Here is a 19,146-nt window from a genome sequence, read left to right on the forward strand (position 1 = left end):
CCTGCTATCCCGAAAATCAGAGGCGGAAGGCGGCCATTTGATGGTCTTGACCATCGGCTATGTCGTGGTCGCGTTATTGCTTGCAACGGTCGTTGCTGCGGCCTCGGCCATCTACATCGAACATAAGAAGCTCCTCTCCGTGGCGGACGGAGCTTCTGTGGCGGCCGCGGACAGCTATGCCCTCGGCCAAGTGGACAGCGGCGCCGAAACGCCGTCGGCCGTCCTCAACAGCGCGCGGGTAAGAGGTATTACCGAGTCATACCTCAGCCAAAACGGCGCCCATTCACGGTTCGATCAACTTGCCGTCGGCCCGGGTACCGGGAGTCCGGACAACACCACGGCCGAAGTGGTGCTCAGCGCGGTTGCCCATCCGCCTGTGGTCAGCTTTCTGCTTCCCGACGGTGTTCCGATCGAAGCCCGTTCCACTGCGCGTTCCCGGCTGACCCGCTGATTTTCAAGCGTCACACGTCCAGGCTCCGTGCCAAGGCCGTCAACGGATGGCGTACTCTGGAACAACCATGGCTCAGATTGACTTTCCCGCAGAAATCCGCGCGCTTCGCTCCACTTACCGCTCCATCGAACAGGTTTCCGATGTCGAGAAGCTCAAGGAAGAGATCGCAGAACTGAGCGAGCGGGCTGGTGAACCGAACCTCTGGGACGATCCAGCTGCCGCCCAGGTAATTACGTCCAAGTTGTCCCACCGGCAGTCGGAGCTTGAACGGTTGAACAGGCTGACGGGCCGCATCGACGATCTTGAGGTCCTTGTCGAGCTCGGCCAGGACGAGGACGACGACGCCTCCATGGTGGAGGCGGCCACGGAACTCGAATCAATCCGTAAGGCCCTCAAGGAACTTGAAGTGGTTACCCTGCTCTCGGGCGAATACGACGAACGCGAGGCCGTCGTCACGATTCGTGCGGGCGCCGGCGGTGTTGATGCGGCGGACTTCGCCGAAATGCTCATGCGCATGTACCTGCGCTGGGCAGAACGCCATGGCTACCCGACTACCGTGATGGACACATCGTACGCCGAAGAGGCCGGCCTCAAATCGGCTACTTTCGAGGTCAAAGCGCCGTACGCTTTCGGTACCCTCAGCGTCGAAGCCGGGACGCACCGGCTTGTCCGGATCAGCCCGTTCGACAACCAGGGACGGCGACAGACGTCCTTTGCCGCCGTCGAAGTCATCCCGCTCATTGAGCAGACCGACTCGATCGACATTCCGGACAACGAGATCCGCGTCGATGTCTTCCGCTCTTCCGGCCCTGGCGGGCAGTCCGTCAACACGACGGACTCCGCAGTACGTTTGACCCATATCCCCACAGGGATTGTCGTCTCCATGCAGAACGAGAAGTCCCAGTTGCAGAACCGCGCAGCCGCGATGCGCGTGCTCCAATCAAGGCTCCTCCTCCTGAAAAAGGAGCAGGAAGATGCCGAGAAGAAGGCATTCGCAGGTGACGTGAAGGCATCGTGGGGGGACCAGATGCGTTCGTATGTGCTCAATCCGTACCAGATGGTCAAAGACTTGCGGACTGAGCACGAAGTGGGCAACACGTCTGCGGTGTTCGACGGCGACATCGACGACTTCATTGACGCAGGGATTCGCTGGCGCACAGGTAACCGCAACGCCGAGGGATAAGGCGCCCGGGCTGATTACTTGATTGGGCGACACACCGCGCCAAGCCCGCGATTCCATCGCGGAGCGTGCGTATAGTCGAAGAGCCGGCGCTCAACTTCCCCCAATGAAAGCCCGTGCGCTGGCGGTTGGACTGGTCGAACGTGGCATGTCCGGCGGGGTTCTGAAGAGTCATGATCCGATTTGAGAATGTCACCAAGGTCTACGACCCCAATGCCCGTCCGGCGCTGGATGCTGTCAACCTTGAGATTGACCGTGGAGAATTCACCTTCCTCGTCGGGGCCTCGGGTTCCGGCAAGTCGACGTTTCTACGACTCATTCTGAAGGAAGACCGGGCAACATCCGGTTCCGTCTACGTCGCGGGCCAGAACGTGGCCAACATTTCAAGCTGGCGGGTCCCCAAACTTCGCCGCGGAATCGGTGTCGTTTTCCAAGACTTCCGCCTGTTGCCGCAGAAGAATGTCTTCGCCAACGTTGCCTTCGCCATGCAGGTGATCGGAAAAAGCCGCAGCATCATCCGCGAGACGGTTCCGGAAGTGCTGAAGACTGTTGGGCTTGAAGGCAAGGAACGTCGCATGCCGCATGAGCTGTCCGGTGGTGAGCAGCAGCGCGTGGCCATCGCCCGCGCCGTCGTCAACCGTCCCGGCATCCTGCTGGCGGACGAACCCACCGGAAACCTGGACCCCATTACCTCGATGGGCATTATGGGCGTTCTCGACAAGATCAACCAGAACGGCACCACTGTGGTCATGGCGACGCACGACGACGACATTGTGAACGAGATGCGCAAGCGCGTGGTGGAGCTCCGGAACGGAGTGGTGGTCCGCGATGAGGCAAGGGCCCTCTACACCTCGATGATTCCGGTAGTGGGAGAGTCCCGGCGGATGAAGGACGCGAGCGATGCGGAAATCGACCGCGCGCAGGGGGTCCAGCAGTGAGGCTCGCTTTTATCCTGGGCGAGATCGGCAGCGGTCTGCGCCGGAACCTGTCAATGGTGATTTCCGTCGTCCTGGTGACTTTTGTCTCGCTCACCTTTGTTGGTGCGGCCGGAATGCTGCAGATGCAGATCAACCAGATGAAGGGCTACTGGTATGACAAAGTCCAGGTCGCCATCTTCCTCTGCAACGACTCCTCGACGTCGACCGGATGTGCCTCGGGTGCGGTCACCAAGGAGCAGCAGGCCAATCTGGCCAAAATGCTCGATTCGCCGGCTGTCAAGCAGTACATCACCGACTACCAGTTCGAATCGCAAGCCGATGCGTTCAAGCACTTCAAGGAACAGTTCTCCAACTCTCCGATCGTTGATTCGGTAACCCAGGACCAGCTTCCTTCGTCTTTCCGAATCAACATGAAGGACCCCCAGAAGTACCAGATCATCAGCGAAACGTTCTCGTCCCAGGCCGGGGTGGAGACCGTGAGCGATCAGCGCCAGGTCCTTGAACGGATCTTTGAGTGGATGAACGGTGCCTCTGTGGCGGCAATGGTGGTGGCGGGAGTCATGATCTTCTGTGCAGTCCTGCTTATCACCACGACCATCAGGCTGTCCGCGTTCAGCCGGCGACGGGAGACAGGCATCATGCGCCTCGTTGGAGCATCGAAGACCGTCATCCAACTGCCGTTCATCCTCGAGGGCGTCATCGCCGCCGTCGTGGGTGCAGTCCTGGCCTCAGGCACATTGTGGCTGGTGGCCCAGTTCTGGCTCAACGGAGACTTGTCGCGGCAGTTCCTGAACACTCCGTTTATTTCCTCGACCCAGGTACTTGTGATTGCGCCGGTCCTGATAGCGTTGGGCGGTGGCCTGGCCGGGATATCGTCGCTCCTGACCCTCCGCCGATATCTCAAGGTCTAGCCATGAAGAGCACTGATCCCGGGCGAACAGGACAGCCGATGACACGGAAGTACCAGGCTGCGCTGCAGCTGCGCAAAGTGAGCGGCCGGGCGAAGGTCGCCGGTTCCGTGCTGGCCATTGCACTCGCCGCGAGCCTCGGCACCGCGCCCGGGGCGCACGCTGACAATCTCGATGACCAACAGGCTGCCCTCAACGCGGAATCGGCGCGTGTGCAGCAGTCGCTGGAATTCGTCGACGCCAACATCGCCAAGGCGGCCGGCGACCTTGTGGTCTACCAAGGACAGCTTCCGGGAGCGCAGCAGGCACTCCTCGAAGCCCAGGGCAAGGTTGCCACAGCAGTCAAGGAGGCTGATGCCTTGGCCGCCCGCGTGGATCTGGCGCAGCAGAGTAAAGCCCAGATCACCCAGCAACTGGAAAACGACAAGCAAAAGATCACCGATACCAAGAAGCTCATCGGCCAGATCGCGGCGCAGGCGTATAAATCCGGAGGGGTTCCAACGAACGTCGCTTTGCTGTTCGGATCGAACGACGGCGGCAACCTCACGGAAACCATGGACCTCGCCAACCAAGCGATGCGCAGCCAGAACGCCGCGATGACGAAATTGACGCAGCAGAGCGCGACGAACGTGAACTCCCAGGCCCGGCTCACCGCCGTCGAACAGGAAATCCGCGATCTCAAGGCAAAGGCGGACGCCGCACTTGAGCGTGAGAAGGCAGCCCGGGATGACGCCGCTGCCAAGAAGGCGGAGGTGGACAAACTCATCTCCGACACCACTCGTCTCAACGCCCAGCTTCAAGCAGTCAAACCCGGGATCCAAGCCCAACTCCAGCAAGTGAAGGCGAACCAGGACGCCGTCGCCGCGGAAATCTCGGAACGTGACCGTAAACTGCGCGAAGCTTGGTTGGCCGAACAGCAGCGCCTCGCCGCAGCCGCGGCGGCCGCGGCCCAGGCGCAAAACCAGGCAGCCCCGCAGCCTTTTGTCCCACCGGCGAGCAACCCGCGCTCGAACTTCGGCCTGATTCACCCGGTGCCTGCGAACATCCCGATCACCTCAGGCTTCGGTTGGCGTGCGACGCCGCCTGGAACCATCGATTTCTACGGCCAGGGCGGCTATATGCACACGGGCATCGACTTCGGTGCCCCCTGCGGAACGCCGGTATACGCAGCCGCTGCAGGCACGGTGTTTTCTGCAGGTTGGGGCAACGACGGCGGTGGCAACCGTGTCAAGATATCGCACGGAGTCATCAATGGTGATTCCCTGACCACGGTTTATTACCACAACACCAGCGTGGTGGTTTCCTCCGGACAGCAAGTGAGTCAAGGTCAGCTCATTGCCTATTCAGGTACCACGGGCAACTCCACCGGTTGCCACGTGCACTTTGAAACCTGGGTTAATGGGCAGGCTGTTGACCCGATGAACCTTTTGTAGCCCACACGACAGGGATCTGCTGGCGTAGACTAGTGTGATTCTTCGACAACCAAGGAGTTCTACCGTGCCCAAGGAAAGTGGCCGTAAGGTAGTGGCCACCAATCGCAAGGCTCGGCATGACTACCACATATTGGATACCTATGAGGCCGGCATTGCCCTCATGGGAACCGAAGTAAAGTCCCTGCGTGAAGGCCATGCATCGATGGTCGACGGTTTCTGCACCTTCTACAATGACGAGTTATGGATGGAGGGCATCCATATCCCTGAGTACAACCAGGGGAGCTGGACCAACCACGCCGCGCGCCGCCGTCGGAAGCTGTTGCTTCACCGCGAGGAACTCAACAAGATCTCCGGCAAGATCCGCGAGACCGGGCTGACCGTAGTGCCGCTCCAGCTGTACTTCCTGGATGGACGCGCCAAAGTCGAGATCGCCTTGGCTCGAGGCAAGAAAGATTACGACAAGCGGCAGACCCTGCGTGAGCAGCAGGACAAGCGCGAATCGCTCCGCGAACTGCGCGAGCGCAACCGCCGTTGATTTCCCCCAGGCCGCCACGCGGGTAGGCAGCCAAAGCGTGTCCCGGAATGTTCGGGTGCCGCGATGCGTTATGATGATTAACCCGGCAGGTTTTTAGGTGGTCGTTTTCGGGCGGTCGTTGTCCTGCGGGGATTGATAACAAAATACGGGGATGATCGGTTTCGACGATGTTAGTCGCGACAGGTGAAGCGGGCCGAGGATGCAGAATTATCTCGTAAACGCTGTCTGCAAACCAATAAGTGCCAATTCTAAGCGCACTGACTTCGCTCTTGCTGCCTAAGCAGTAAGACAGTCCGTCAGCCCGAGGTTGCTATTGCCCCGGATCCTGGCGTCATTTAGATAGCCACTGCTGTTTGCCTTCGTCATCGAGGCAAGCGGGACTCTTAGATGACTGGGCCCGGATCAGCTACTTGTTCGCAGGATAGCTGGGGCCGAGAAAGTCCGACGCGAACTGCGCCCGGAGAAGCCCTGACAACACGACATCGGACGGGGGTTCAATTCCCCCCATCTCCACTTTTTGTGATGAGTCGAGACATCCTTCATGGATGAGTCGGGTCATCGGTAACACCCCGGTCTTCGGACCGGGGTGTTTTTCTTTGCCCGCGGGAGCATCAGACCACGATGGCCGGCCGTTGCCCGGGTATGTTCACCCGCACCAACTGGGGAGGAAACCGGGAACGCTTTTCACGACAGTGCCCGATTTCAAGTCCACGAGGTCTGTCCGCATGGGAGTCGGTTCGGGGCGGACCGGGTATTGGTCGCCCGCATATTGGGGTGCCGCTGTTTCGACGGCGAGGTAGTCGCTGGCCGGTGAGACGCAGGTGTCCAGGATGCGCGACCAGGCAGCGTCAGGCCGGTAGAGCACGCGCGATCCGTTCCGGTCGGTGAGATTGACCAATGAGGTCTCCTTTCCGGCGTCGAACTTTCTCACCACCTGCGCAAACTGCCCCGAACCGTCGAGGACCACGGGCTGGCCCACGGTGGTCGTGGCGCTTTGGTTGTTCTCCGGGGCGGCGCCTCCCGCGAGGGTCGCCGGCGTGAGCGCACCGTTGGAGAGATTGATGGTCGAATACCGTGGCGGGTCGACGCCCACCTTCAGCCCCGGGTCGCTCACCGCAAGCTCGTTCGTCCCGGGGAATCCGAGGATTCCGGCATGCGTGCCCAAAGGGGACACCTTGCCGGAGTCGAGCGGATCGATGAGGAAGATGGATTGGTCGTCTGCCTGCGCCACCAAGGTGGCGGCGCCGGGAACAAAGCGCCAGTCCGTCGCAGTGACCGGACCGTGGATGCCCTGGACAGCCCACGGAGCGGACGACGGTTTGTCGACGTCGTAGACAAAGAGCGTTTTCCAGTACTGGCCAGTGGCAGAAGAAGCGGTGAACGTGAAGCCTATGAGGTGATTGGATCCTGCCGCGTGAAGGTTGGCCACCGTCCCGAGGCTTGGCAAAGGAACGAGCGACGGTGGGCCGCCGGTGAGCGGGACCATCTCAAGTGAGCTGGTGTTGTCATCGTTGACGGTGACGACGGCGAGGGCGGACGGCAGGGCAGCATACTCCTGGATGCGGGGGGCACTGAGAATGACGGTGCCCTGATCGCTTCCGGAGAGGCTTGAGCCGAGGATGGTGTCCGGCTTCTTCAGGCCTGAGTTGTCTTTGCCGGTGTCCCTCTGGAGGGTGTACAGCGAGAAGGCGGCCGGAGTGGCCGAGCGGGCCAGGGCCGAAGTGGAATGGGGGTGCGGTAGCTTCGAAAGGTTTGCTACGGTCAACCCGCCGGCAAGGACGGCAAGGATCGCGATGGCGCCGTAGAGGCGCCGGGCAAAACGGCGTCCGGCCAGTAGCTCTGCTGCGGCAGCAATGGCCGCGGCCCGCTTGGCTGAGACGGGACGGCGCTTAGTAGACATAGGGCTGTGCCGGCTGGGTGGTGGGCTTGATGGAGTCCGGTATCAGAACAATTGACTCACGACTGGCCGCATTGGGGTTGGCGCGAAAGCTGCTGGTGACCGTGACCCAGCTGTCGGTTTTGTACTCGTTCTGCCAGCCGGGGTGATAGACGGGAACGCCGATCGGCTGGGCGTCAACGGCGCAGCAGGTCACCACGAAACGGGTCACGAAGAAGACGTTTGGATCTGTCTTGTCCGCGCTGATGAACCCGGTCACGGTGGCGGTCTTGTCGGCAAAAAAGTCCTGCCCCGCGCCGGAGCGGAGCAACGATGCCCAGTCCCTCACCGTGAAAGCGGAGTAGTCTCCCTTGCCGGGCAGTGCGGGTGCTTTCAGTGTCAGGGCGGATGCCGAACCGTTGAGGTCCCGTTGTGCCACGGTGGCAGTCGTAAGGGTCGACGGCGGCAGGACGAGTAAGGCGACGACGGCGGCGATGATGGTCAGCACGCTTCCGACCGGCCACAGCCAGCCCCATCGCGAACCGGGCTCATCGGTGTGCTCGTGCCCGTCTTGGGTGCCGGGAGCGAAGGCGAAGGCCGCGAGGGCAAGTACTCCTGCGATCACGGCCATGATGACCGTGAACACGAAATACCGCGGATGGATATACAAGGCAAGCTGCCCTGACACGCCCAGCCAGATCGTTGCGATGAGGCCGATCAGGCTGAGGACCACGCCCTGCCACTGGCCCACGAGCCGCCTAATGACCATAGTTGACCGCCAATCCGAGGACCGCCGCGCAAAGTGCCACCAGCAGGCTGAGCTGAAGGAGGGTTTTCGCGGTGAACGTGGTGCGCATCAGGGCGAGCATTTTCACGTCGATCATGGGCCCGAAGACGAGGAAAGCCACAATGCCCCCCGGCATGAAGGTTGCTCCGAAAGACAGGATAAAGAAGGCATCCACGTTTGAGCAGATCGCAACGACGAAAGCCAACACCATCAATGCCAAGACAGACCAGACCGGGTTGCTACCCAAGGCGACCAGCACTTCGCGGGAAACGGCAACTTGGATCAGCCCCGCCATGCCTGCACCAACAAACAGTGCAGGCATCATTGCGCGTGTCTCCTGGGCGAACATCTGCACGCTGCGCCTGATCCTTCCGGTAGAGCCGGCGTGGTGGTCTGCTATTGAACATGTCTCCTGGAACCGGGCGGTCAGCAGCTCACCTGGCCGCGGATGCCGGCTGTAGATCCAACCGACAAGGTTGGCGATGAAGAAGCCGCCCAGGACACGGGAGGCCAGGATGCCGTTGTCCCAACCAAACGCCTGCGCGGTGGTGACGATGGTGACGGGGTTCAGGATGGGTGCCGCGAACAGGAAAGTCATCGATTCCGCAACCGTCAGGCCGTTGACCACCAGACCCCGGGCAAGCGGAACATTGCCGCATTCGCAAACAGGCAGCAGCATTCCCAAAAGCGACAGGACGAGCCTCCGCAGCACCGGGCTCCGCGGCAGGCGGCGGAGCAGCATGCCCTCCGGCAGCCAGACCTGGACAGCGATCGAGAGGACGATCCCGAGGAAAACGAACGGCAGGGACTCGACGACGACGCTGATCGACAGTGTGGCGAAGTCGCGGGCAGCGTTGGGTAGAGCAAAGACCTCCGGCGTTGATGATGCCAGCACCCGGACGGCCGCGAACAGTGCAATGAGGGCGAGCCCGACGATGAGACCGGCGGCAGACTTCGACGTGAAAGCACGTGACGGACTTCCGTGCTCGCGTCCCGGCTGTTCGCGTTTGTCGACTGCAGGCAGCGTCACAGTCACTCCTTACTCCTCGGACCCGGTCGGGGACACCGGAAGGGGCTGCGAAAACCGACTGTACACGCCGCTCACGTTCGCGACTAGCCTGTCAGCCCTGCCGGTTTCCGAACCGGGCAGAGCTCCGCTACTCGCTGCGCGGGAGACCCGGACGAAACCGAGTGGCGTGTCCGAAAGACAGGTAGCCGACACTCAAGTCGCTGTGTGGGAACGACAGTATTTTGGGGAGGGTCGATCACTTGTGGGTGTGGGTGGCCGGCAGTGAGAATGCCCGTTCCGGTTTCGTTCGGGCCATATCCGGGCAGGACATGGGGGACGAACCGCATTTGTGAAACGAGTTCGGTCCTATGAAACGATCAAGGCAGAATGACGCGCCAGTCCAAAATACTTCTGTGGGGGCAGACCGGTGGACGGTTGCCTCAGTGCCCGAGCGGGGCCAGCCGTGGAAAATACTCGAGTGGTGGAAAATTCTCAAGTCCCGTGGCACCGCAGCCACGGCCATCGGCACAGTGGTGCTTGTCCTTGCGACATTCTTCAACGCGGTCCTGCTGGCGCCGGCAGCCCAGGCGGCAAGCCTCGTCACTGTGACCCTTACTTTTGATGACGCCCACGTGGATCAGATGGCAGCCGCTGCCTACATGAATTCGAAGGGCCTTCACGGAACATTCTTCACTCCGTCAGGCTTCCTGAACTCTGACTCCCTGCACATGACGACTGCTCAGGCACTCGCGCTTCAGGCAGCGGGTAACGAGATCGGGGGGCACACGGTGACCCACCCCGACCTCGCCCAGGCTGACGCGGGTGAGGTTACCCGTCAGGTTTGCGATGACCGCACAAACCTGACGAACATGGGGTTGCGCGTAACGAACTTTGCGTACCCCTATGCCTCGTCCACCCCGGCCATAGAGACGATTGTCCAAAGTTGCGGCTACAACAGCGCCCGTGGATTGGGTGACATTGCAAGCCAGATCCCCGCATCGGCCGGCATGCCGCTCTCCGAAACCATGCCGCCAGCCGACCCATATCTGACGAAGGCACCGGACCAGATCGACAGCACGTGGACACTTCAGAACCTGAAGGACCTGACCCTCAAAGCCGAGCCCGGCGGCGGCTGGATGCAATACACCTTCCACCACATCAACATCGCGAACAATCCGCTCAACGTGAGCACCGCAAACTTCAATGCCCTCATTGACTTCCTGGTGGCCGAGCAAGCCGCAGGCCGGATCATTGTCAAGACCGTCGACCAAGTGATCGGCGGCACTGTCAAGACCAACCCGGCCGGGCCGCCGCCGCCGGCGCCCATCACCTCCGGAAATCTTCTCCGCAATCCCGGTTTTGAGACCGCCGGCCCCGTCGCCGGAGGGGCGCCTTCGTGCTGGGTTCCGGGAGGCTACGGCAACAACACCTACACCTACAGCACGGTAACCGGGGCCCACACCGGGACTGCCGCCGAACAACTGGTCATGACCACCTACCTGGACGGTGATGCCAAAATATTGCCACCGCTTGATACGGGCCAATGCACCCCGACCGTGACGCCGGGCAAGAGATACACGATGTCGGCCTGGTACAACTCGACGGCGAATACCCAATTCGAGCTCTACTACAGGCTGGGTCAGGGCAACTGGCAGTATTGGACGTCGAGTCCGCTCTATCCTGCCTCCGCGGCCTACACCCAGGTCACCTATACCTCTCCACCCGTGCCTGCCGGCGCCACCGCCATGACCATGGCACTGACCCTTACCAGCCTGGGAACACTGGTTACCGATGACTACAGCCTGACGGAAGCAGTATTGCCGCCCGGCGCGTTCGAGCCGTTGACCCCGATGCGCTTGCTCGACACGAGGACCAGCAGCGGCCCGGTGGCTCCCGACGGGACCGTCTCATTCCAGGTCGCTGGAGTGAACGGAATACCGGCAAGCATCGCCGCGGTGACGTTCAACCTGACGGTCGCGAACTCAACCTCATTCGGGTTCGTCACGGCCTACGCCTCCGGCACCGTGAGACCTAACGCATCGAACCTGAATTATGACACGGGACAAATTATCCCGAATAGCGTCACGGTTCCGGTCGGGGCCGACGGCAAGGTCACGCTGTACAACCGGTCCAGCGGCACGGCACAACTGATAGCAGACGTTTCCGGGTACTACGTCGCAGGAACAGCGGCCGCCGCAGGCGCATTCCAGCCGATCGCGCCAACCAGGTTCCTTGATACCAGGAACACCCCAACGCCCGTGGCTCCGAACGGCACCGTTTCGGTCCAGGTTGGGGGAGTGAGCGGAGTCCCGGCAAACGTGTCGGCCGTGACCTTCAACCTGACGGTCGCGAACTCGACGTCATTCGGGTTTGTTGCCGCCTATGCCTCGGGAACCCTGAGGCCAAATGCATCCAACCTGAACTACGCCACCGGGCAAATCGTCCCGAACAGGGTGACGGTCCCGGTCGGAGCGGACGGCAAGGTCATACTGTACAACCAGTCCAGTGGCACTGCGCAATTGATCGTCGACGTCTCGGGATATTACCTGTCGGGCGTAGCAACGCTCCCGGGTACGTTCGAGCCGATCGCCCCAACGAGGTTCCTTGATACAAGGAACGCCACGGCGGTGGCAGGGGACGGAACAATCTCCTTCCAGGTGGGTGGCGTGGGCGGAGTCCCAGCTACTGCCGCTGCGACGATTTTCAACCTTACGGTGGCCAACTCGACGTCCTTCGGTTTTGTCACGGCCTATCCCTCCGGGGCGGCACTCCCGAACGCGTCGAATCTGAACTACGCCACCGGCCAGATTGTCCCCAACAGCGTCACCATTCCAATTGGACCGGATGGCAAGGTCAATCTGTACAATCGCTCCGGCGGCACCGCCCAACTCATTGCGGATGTCTCGGGTTACTTCCTCTAACCACGGCGCACGAACAAACCGTCTCACTGAAAACACCCCGGTCTTCGGACCGGGGTGTTTTTATTTGACGTTGTGCTTCTTTGCCTCGGATCGTGATCCCGCCGAAGATTCGACGTTCCATTCCCGGGTGATCTTAATGGTTCGGACTTCGGGCCGCGGGCTCGTCATCCGAGTTCTCGACGTTGTCCGTTGAACTTCCAGGTTCCCCGTTGCGATGTTTGGCAGTGCTCTTGCGATCAACCAGCCTCAGTCGCCGGTGTCCAAAGACCATCACAACGGCTACCACTGCGGCTCCGATGAGGACCATCACGACCCAAATCCATTGTTGCCCGTCCACGTTCGCCCCAATCTCAGCCCGTCGGCTGCGTCCCGCTTGTACTACGAAAGGCCGTTGCCCTGCCTGCCTAGGCCGGAAGGCGGGCCCGCTGAGGAGTCAGTCTTTCTCCTGATGGTTTGCGTAGGCGATGCACCGACCCCGGTTTTTGAACTGTGGGTAGTCCATTCAGCAAGCCCCCTTGCCTTATTGGCTGCGACCCCTCGCCGGTCTGAGCCCAGTCGTTGCAATCCGCCCATCTGTTGTCGCATGGACGCTGACCGACACCATAGGACTGCGGGCGGTTGCCGTCTTGAGTGGTCCCTACTTGTTTTCGGGGATTCGTACGCGACCGCTGTTGCGGTCCGTCGAGTGTGGTTGTTAACCAGTTCAAAGAAGGTAACGACGGCGGCACTCACCGTGTCGGCGTGCAGTGGCAGAGTTCACCCACGGCGTAGGACGGAACGGACTAACCGAAGCAGCGTATTCGTTGATATAGACACCACCGGTTACAGGAGGTGCACGATGAGTACGTTGCCGGAACAAGTTTTTCCCGAGGACATCCCTGACGCCCCGTCAGATGACGAAGCCTTGGACGCCTACTCGCGGACAGTGATGCACGTCGCAGAGACGGTCACGCCGCATGTTGCAGCTTTGGAGATGAGCAGCGCCCGCAGGAACGGCCAAGTCAGGATTGGAAGCGGATCGGCTGTCGTGTTCACGGGGGACGGCTACATGCTGACCAACGCCCACGTGGTCTCGGGTCTCCGCTCCGGGCGGGCAATCTTCGCTGACGGAACCCACACCGACGTCGAACTCGTCGGTGCGGATCCTTTGTCTGATCTCGCCATTGTCCGCGGGCGCCACACGCCGCCGCCGGCCATCCTGGGCAACGCGGAGTCGCTGCACGTAGGCCAATTGGTGATTGCCGTGGGCAACCCGCTGGGGCTGGCAGGATCAGTGACCGCAGGCGTCGTCAGCGGGCTCGGGCGCTCCATCCCGGTCAGGTCCGGACGGCACAGCAGGGTCATCGAGGACGTCATCCAGACCGACGCTGCGTTGAATCCAGGCAATTCCGGGGGAGCCCTGGCCGACGCCAAAGGGCGGATTGTGGGAATCAACACCGCCGTGGCCGGTTTGGGCCTCGGACTCGCAGTGCCCATCAACACCACCACCCAGCGGATCATCGCCGCCCTGTTGAAGGACGGCCGGGTCCGCCGGGCATACCTTGGCTTGGTGAGCACCCCTATTCCGTTGGACGCGAGTGCGGTGATCCGGACAGGCCAGAAGGAAGCGCTGCGGGTGGTGGAAGTCATCGCCGAATCTCCCGCGGAGCGGGCAGGACTGCTCGCGGGCGACCTTGTGCTCAGTGCTCAGTCGCGGGCCGTATCCAGTGCCGAGAGCCTTCAAAAACTCTTGTTTTCGCAGGCCATCGGGGAGCCGTTCTTCCTGACGGTCCTCCGGGACGGAAAAATCCACGCAATTGTGGCAGTTCCCAGTGAAATGACTGACGCGGATTCATGAGGAGCCGCGGACCTGATGGAGCCAGTCCGCGAAAAAGCCGGAGCCAAGCTGGCTCCGGCTTTTTTGCTACTTCTTCCGCATCCTCAAATGGGCCACCGGATCCACTGCGGCGTCGGATTCGTGCTTGGCACGCTTCACTGCCCGTTTCTCCTTGATGGACTTGATGCTCTTCTTCGTCTCGTGCTGGTGAGGCGCTTTGTCAGGCATGTCATGCTCCCTAACTACGGATCTTCCCTGCAGATCCTGCAAAGAGGGTCCTGAAAGGCCCTCTCCTTGTAAGCTACGCCTGTTTCACCCGAAATCAACCGACAGCCGGACGGCCTAGTGGCCAGCCTTCGGAGCCGGGACGTCCACGACGCCCACGAACCGGGAGCCGATTCCTTCGTACTCGCTGCGGACTTCGCCGGGCAGGATTCCGGGAACCTCGCTGTTCCGGTGGTGGCCACAGAAGACGTAGGTGAACTCCGGCCACCATTTCTTGGGACGCGCGGCCTCTGTGTAGCCGCACACGACGCAGCTCAAGTGGACCCAGACAGGGCGCTTGCCGGTGCGGTTGGCGCGGGATTGGACGAGCCACTGGGGCGGATTGTCTTGCAGTTCGTTCAGCTCGGCTTGTGAAAGCCTGGAGGGGATGCCGTGGCGTTGGGCCATTTCCATCGAAATATCAAGGGCCAGTGCGGCGTCACGTCTGCTAATCACCATTCAACGATACGGGACTTTCGCCGCGGCAGGATCGGGCAGGAATCCGGACGGGAGCTGACAAGCAGGCGTAGGCTGTGCTCATGACCGACGCAGCGGCCCTGCAGCCAAGCACCCCGCTTCAAAAGCGGGTCCTTGTTGTGGCTATTGTGGCTTCCTTCATCGCCATTTTGGATGGCTTCGTGGTGAACCTCGCGCTCCCGGCGATTGGCCGCGAGCTGGGTGGTGGGCTTGTCATCCAGCAATGGGTGGTGGATGCCTACTTGTTGACCTTGGGCGCGCTGATCCTGGTCGCGGGATCCCTGTCCGACCACTTCGGCCGTGCACGCATCCTGGAATGGGGACTCGCCGGCTTCACCCTCACCTCCGTCACCTGCGGCCTCGCCTGGAACGGCGAGGTGCTGGTGGTATCGCGCGCCCTCCAGGGGATCGCCGGTGCCCTGCTTGTCCCGAGTTCGCTTGCCATGATCGTCACGTTCTTTTCCGGTCCCGCGCAGTCCAAGGCAATCGGCCAATGGTCCGGTTGGACCAGCGCGGCCGCCATCGTCGCGCCGCTGATCGGCGGCGCATCGGTCGATCTGCTGTCCTGGCGCGTCATCTTCTTCATCAATGTGATTCCGGCCGTCGCCGTCTGGCCGATCCTCGCCGGGCTGCGGAAGTCCGATGCCGCCACGGACACGAGCAAGAAGATCGACTACCTCGGCGCGTTCCTTGCCATGGTGGGACTCGGTGGCCCTGTCTACGCCTTCATCGAACAAGGGCGCATGGGCTGGGGCAACATGGTGGTCTGGATGCCGCTCGCCCTCGGAGCCGTCGGCCTGGTCCTCTTCCTGGTCCACGAGGCCAGGACCCCTGAACCGATGCTGCCCCTGAGGCTCTTCGGCATCCGAAATTTCGGCTGGGGAAACATTGCCACGCTCGCCATTTACGGCGCCCTGTCATTGGGCTTCTTCGCAGTGGGCATCTACTTGCAGCAGGTGGGAGGGATGAAGGCCACCACGGCGGGCATCGCGTTGCTCCCCGCGACGGTCCTCCTGATGCTCACGGCCTCATTCTTCGGCGGGCTGGCCGGCAAATACGGTCCGCGGTGGTTCATGACGGCCGGACCATTCATTTGCGGAATCGGTTTCCTCATGACCTTGGCCGTCCAGGAGCCCTTGAACTACTGGACGCAAGTGCTGCCCGGGCAGATCGTCTTCGGGATCGGCCTGAGCACCTTGGTGGCGCCCCTCACCGCGGCCATCCTCGGCGCGGTACCCACGGAAGAGGCAGGGATCGGTTCCGCAGTGAACAACGCTGTTGCCCGTATCGCAGGCCTGATCTGCATCGCGTTTGCCGGGCTCATCATCGGCCCGGTCTTCAGCCGCCAAGGCCTCATGAACGCCGTCGTGGTCACGGCCGTGCTGTTCTTCCTCGGGGCGGTGGCATCCGCCGTCGGGATCCGGAACCCGGTGCTGGGCGCTGCTGTAGTGGACTCTCCCGAAGGTCAAGCGCCCGACGACGGCGGGACGGCTGCCCAGCGCGCCTGAACAGCGCCTTCCACAACACGGCTTCGTTAGTGTTCAGCGAGGACGCAGCCGTCGTGTTCGACGTCGGTGGCCACCCAGAGCGCCGAGGCGACCTCATCCGCGAGATCATAGTCGCGGCTGCCCGGACCCTTTCCGATCCGGACCACCAGGGCACCACCGAACGGCTTGCGGCCAATCACCTGGATGGTGGCGTCGAGGTCGATTTCCTCTGCGGACAAGTACCGCAGCAACTCCGGGTTTTCGTCGCTGATCCGCGTGATCTTGCCGGAATGGCCGTCGTCGAGCTCGATCATGCGGTGCGCATGCGGCAGGCTCACCGAACCGTCCGCGGCAGGGATGGGGTCCCCATGGGGATCGCGTCCGGGGTTGCCCAGCTTGGTGGCCATGCGATCGATGAAGGTGTCCGAAACGGCGTGTTCGAGCATCTCGGCCTCGTCATGGACTTCGTCCCAGCTGTAGCCCAACTCCCTCACGAGGTAGGTCTCGATCAGGCGGTGGCGGCGGACCATGCCCAGGGCAAGCTGCATTCCCTGGGGGGTCAAGGAAATGGCGCTGTAGGGCTGGTGGTCCACCAGCCCTTGGTCCTTGAGCTTGCGGACCATCTCCGAGACGGAGGAATTGGCGACGCCGAGCCGTTGCGCGAGCTGTGAGGACGTGATGGGTTTGTCCTGCCACTCCGTGAAGGAGTAGATGACCTTGACGTAGTCCTCGATCGAGGAGGAGGGCGCACTGGTCTTCACGGTTCCAAGCCTATCGTGAACAGGCCGCATCAGGCTTTGCGCGCCCGCCAGCTCTGCGTGAGATAGGGCAAGGGGATGACCTCGCCCTCGGCATGGCCCAGATGCTCGAAAAGGTACCACTCGAGATTGCCCGTCACCTTGGCCCGGGTGGTCTCATTCGCCCTCAGGTAGTAACTGCGCGACTTCACGAGTTCGAGGATATCCGCCGGAGTCACGGGATCCTCCCAACGCGTCACATGGCTTTCGAGGCCCGTGAACTCCCGGCCCACCACAGGCCGGAAGTCCGGTTTGTGGACATCGCCGGCATGCATGATGCGAGACAAACGATGGACCCAGAGCACCGACGTGTCCAGCTGGTTCCAGATCAAGCCGATCACACCCTGGGGCCGAAGGATCCGGGCGATCTCGGTGCTGGCGGCGAGGGGATCGCACCAGTGCCATGCCTGGGCAACGCTGACGACGTCGAATGCTGAGTCCGCGAGTCCAGTTGCCTCGGCCGTGCCCTCCAGGGCGATCACTTGTGGATACGTTTTGCGCAGTTGCGTGAGCATGTCCGTGGAGGGGTCCACTGCGGACACCGCCAGCCCGCGCTCGACGAGGAGCGCTGTGAACTTTCCGGTGCCCGCGCCGATGTCTGCCGCGTCCCGCGCGCCTTCCGGCAGCAGCCAGTCAGCTGAATCCGCGGGGTATCCGGGCCGGACACGGTCATAGTGCTCTCCGCCGTCCTGGAAACTCTGACCGAGTTCAAGGCGCCGTTCCTCATAGAGCTTGGGGCCGGCTGACGTGCCTTTGGGTCGCGGGGCCACGCGGAAACTCCTTCGTAGGACAGGAAAAAATACCCTACGAATCTACCGCAATCAGTCGGTGCTGCACGGAGCTGCGCCCGCGGTCCCGGGAGTGTTGGGAGCCCATTCCGGGTAGCTGCGGTGATCGTTCGCGGGCACCCAACGGCCGGCGTCCACCACGTAGTCCCAACCGAGGCCATTGCTCTTGAGCGCCTGGATGCCCGCGATGAGCCGAGTGGCGTCTTCCAAACGCGATCCTACGCCGAAACTGGCCCGGAGGGATCCGGAGGGAAGACCGAGGCGCTTGAGCAGCGGGTGGGCGCAAAAGCGCCCGTCGCGCAGGCCAATGCCGTGCTCGGCCGCAAGATAGGCCGCCACAAGTCCGGCGTCGTAGCCCTGGAGCGAGAAGTTCACGACGCCGATGGTGTCCTCGGGATCGGTGTCGCTGAAGATCTGGTGCACGGTCACGCCGTCGATTTCCTTGAGGCCTTCGACCAGGTGCGAGCGGATGGCGGCCTCGTGGGCGTGCCATTCGTCGTGGTCGAGGCTGGCGATGACTTGTGTGGCCCGGGCGAGGGTGGCCGCACCGAGAACGTTCGGCGAGCCGCCTTCGTGCCTGGCCGGTCCCGTGGCCCAGCTGACGGAATCGAGGCGTGCCTCCCGGACGGCGCCGCCTCCTGCCAGGTGCGGCGTGCCGGCGTCGAGCCAGTCGGGACGGCCCACCAGGACCCCCGCGCCGAACGGGGCATAAAGCTTGTGCCCCGAGAAAACCAAGTAGTCGACATCCGCGGCGGCGATGTTGATGCGGCGATGCGGGGCAAGTTGCGCCGCGTCCACCACAATCCGCGCCCCGAATTCGTGGGCCAAGGCAGCTAGTTCCTTGATGGGCAGGATTTCGCCGGTCACATTCGACGCGCCGGTGACAGCCAGGAGGCTGACGCCACCATGGGAGAGGGCTGTGCGGACATTGGCTACGGTCTCCGACAAGGTTTCCGCGGCAACAATGCTTCGGTGGGGGACGCCTTGCCACGGCAGCAGGTTTGCGTGGTGCTCGATGTCCAGGTAAAGGACTTCGTCGGTGTGCTTGCCGTCTGTGACCGGCAGGCAGCCGGCCAGGAGATTGAGGGAATCGGTGGTGTTGCGCGTGAAAATGACGGAATCGTCCGGCCGTCCGCCAACAAAGTCACGGACGATGTTGCGGGCGTTTTCGTAGACGGAGGTGCTGATTTGGGAGGCGTAGCCTGCGCCGCGGTGCACACTCGCGTAGTACGGCAGGATCTCGTTGAGGTACGCGGAAACAACCGTCAGGGCAGGTGCGGATGCGCCGTAGTCAAGGTTGGCGTAGCGGATGTGGCCGCCCTGGATCAGGGGTGCCTGCAACTCCGCGCCGGTGACCGCGGCCAGCGGGCGGGATGCCCGAGGCAGCTGCTGTGCGGTTTCGTGGTGCTGCGAAAGAGCCGTAGAAGTAATTGTGGCTGTGCTCATGGGACCTCACTCAAGAGGGACCCCTGCGTGCAG

At 62.2% G+C, this 19,146-nt stretch carries 17 protein-coding genes and 1 other RNA gene; 10 read left to right on the plus strand and 8 right to left on the minus strand.

What is annotated here, in order from left to right; translation table 11 throughout:
• The first annotated feature begins 40 nt into the window (after positions 1-40).
• From AC1DJB_RS02475 to ssrA, 7 genes are all read left to right on the plus strand, one after another.
• Positions 41-451: a pilus assembly protein TadG-related protein gene (locus tag AC1DJB_RS02475; RefSeq protein WP_059387582.1), complete on the plus strand. Its 411-nt coding sequence runs from the start codon at positions 41-43 to the stop codon at positions 449-451.
• Positions 452-518: 67 nt separating this feature from the next.
• Positions 519-1,634 (plus strand): peptide chain release factor 2, encoded by a 1,116-nt coding sequence (prfB, locus tag AC1DJB_RS02480; RefSeq protein ID WP_284988451.1) that lies wholly within the window; start codon positions 519-521, stop codon positions 1,632-1,634.
• Between the two features lie 170 nt (positions 1,635-1,804).
• Positions 1,805-2,569, plus strand: coding sequence for a cell division ATP-binding protein FtsE (ftsE, locus tag AC1DJB_RS02485; protein ID WP_059387583.1), 765 nt, complete (start codon positions 1,805-1,807; stop codon positions 2,567-2,569).
• Positions 2,566-3,480, plus strand: coding sequence for a permease-like cell division protein FtsX (gene ftsX, locus AC1DJB_RS02490; protein WP_059387584.1), 915 nt, complete (start codon positions 2,566-2,568; stop codon positions 3,478-3,480). The genes ftsE and ftsX overlap by 4 nt, the downstream gene beginning before the upstream one ends.
• A gap of 38 nt (positions 3,481-3,518) precedes the next feature.
• Positions 3,519-4,910 (plus strand): peptidoglycan DD-metalloendopeptidase family protein, encoded by a 1,392-nt coding sequence (locus AC1DJB_RS02495; RefSeq protein WP_441432449.1) that lies wholly within the window; start codon positions 3,519-3,521, stop codon positions 4,908-4,910.
• A gap of 64 nt (positions 4,911-4,974) precedes the next feature.
• A complete protein-coding gene (smpB, locus tag AC1DJB_RS02500; RefSeq protein ID WP_028264808.1) occupies positions 4,975-5,445 on the plus strand; it encodes an SsrA-binding protein SmpB in 471 nt (156 codons plus the stop codon).
• A 147-nt stretch (positions 5,446-5,592) separates the two neighbouring features.
• Positions 5,593-5,961, plus strand: a transfer-messenger RNA (tmRNA) gene (gene ssrA / locus AC1DJB_RS02505).
• A gap of 130 nt (positions 5,962-6,091) precedes the next feature.
• Here ssrA and AC1DJB_RS02510 read toward each other — a convergent pair.
• Genes AC1DJB_RS02510 through AC1DJB_RS02520 form a run of 3 tightly spaced genes read right to left on the minus strand, consistent with a single transcriptional unit; the run spans position 6,092 to position 9,132 of the window.
• Positions 6,092-7,345 (minus strand): hypothetical protein, encoded by a 1,254-nt coding sequence (locus AC1DJB_RS02510; RefSeq protein WP_441432448.1) that lies wholly within the window; start codon positions 7,343-7,345, stop codon positions 6,092-6,094.
• Positions 7,335-8,090 (minus strand): TIGR03943 family putative permease subunit, encoded by a 756-nt coding sequence (locus tag AC1DJB_RS02515; protein ID WP_441432447.1) that lies wholly within the window; start codon positions 8,088-8,090, stop codon positions 7,335-7,337. Before AC1DJB_RS02515 ends, AC1DJB_RS02510 begins: the two co-directional genes overlap by 11 nt.
• Positions 8,080-9,132, minus strand: a complete 1,053-nt coding sequence (locus AC1DJB_RS02520) for a permease (RefSeq protein ID WP_441432660.1) — start codon at positions 9,130-9,132, stop codon at positions 8,080-8,082. Before AC1DJB_RS02520 ends, AC1DJB_RS02515 begins: the two co-directional genes overlap by 11 nt.
• Before the next feature lie 398 nt (positions 9,133-9,530).
• On the opposite strand from AC1DJB_RS02520, the gene AC1DJB_RS02525 reads away from it, so the two are divergent.
• Complete coding sequence (locus AC1DJB_RS02525; RefSeq protein WP_332601914.1) at positions 9,531-12,038, plus strand: polysaccharide deacetylase family protein; 2,508 nt, start codon at positions 9,531-9,533, stop codon at positions 12,036-12,038.
• Between the two features lie 838 nt (positions 12,039-12,876).
• Entirely contained in the window at positions 12,877-13,875 is a 999-nt protein-coding gene (locus tag AC1DJB_RS02530) for a S1C family serine protease (protein WP_332601913.1), read from the plus strand.
• Positions 13,876-13,941: 66 nt separating this feature from the next.
• Here the strand turns inward: AC1DJB_RS02530 and AC1DJB_RS02535 are convergent, their stop codons facing one another.
• Together AC1DJB_RS02535 and AC1DJB_RS02540 are read right to left on the minus strand one after the other, a co-directional pair.
• Complete coding sequence (locus AC1DJB_RS02535; RefSeq protein ID WP_172465476.1) at positions 13,942-14,082, minus strand: hypothetical protein; 141 nt, start codon at positions 14,080-14,082, stop codon at positions 13,942-13,944.
• 114 nt (positions 14,083-14,196) lie between these two features.
• Positions 14,197-14,577 (minus strand): hypothetical protein, encoded by a 381-nt coding sequence (locus tag AC1DJB_RS02540; RefSeq protein ID WP_253257134.1) that lies wholly within the window; start codon positions 14,575-14,577, stop codon positions 14,197-14,199.
• 74 nt (positions 14,578-14,651) lie between these two features.
• Between AC1DJB_RS02540 and AC1DJB_RS02545 the strand changes: the two genes are divergently transcribed.
• Positions 14,652-16,103, plus strand: coding sequence for an MFS transporter (locus AC1DJB_RS02545; RefSeq protein ID WP_441432446.1), 1,452 nt, complete (start codon positions 14,652-14,654; stop codon positions 16,101-16,103).
• A 26-nt stretch (positions 16,104-16,129) separates the two neighbouring features.
• Here the strand turns inward: AC1DJB_RS02545 and AC1DJB_RS02550 are convergent, their stop codons facing one another.
• Genes AC1DJB_RS02550 through AC1DJB_RS02560 form a run of 3 tightly spaced genes read right to left on the minus strand, consistent with a single transcriptional unit; the run spans position 16,130 to position 19,113 of the window.
• Positions 16,130-16,843, minus strand: coding sequence for a metal-dependent transcriptional regulator (locus AC1DJB_RS02550; RefSeq protein ID WP_441432445.1), 714 nt, complete (start codon positions 16,841-16,843; stop codon positions 16,130-16,132).
• 29 nt (positions 16,844-16,872) lie between these two features.
• Complete coding sequence (locus AC1DJB_RS02555) at positions 16,873-17,649, minus strand: class I SAM-dependent methyltransferase (protein WP_284988442.1); 777 nt, start codon at positions 17,647-17,649, stop codon at positions 16,873-16,875.
• A gap of 51 nt (positions 17,650-17,700) precedes the next feature.
• Positions 17,701-19,113 (minus strand): aminotransferase class V-fold PLP-dependent enzyme, encoded by a 1,413-nt coding sequence (locus AC1DJB_RS02560; protein ID WP_284988441.1) that lies wholly within the window; start codon positions 19,111-19,113, stop codon positions 17,701-17,703.
• Between the last annotated feature and the right edge of the window lie 33 nt (positions 19,114-19,146).

It is taken from the genome of Arthrobacter sp. 01T428, assembly GCF_056398685.1.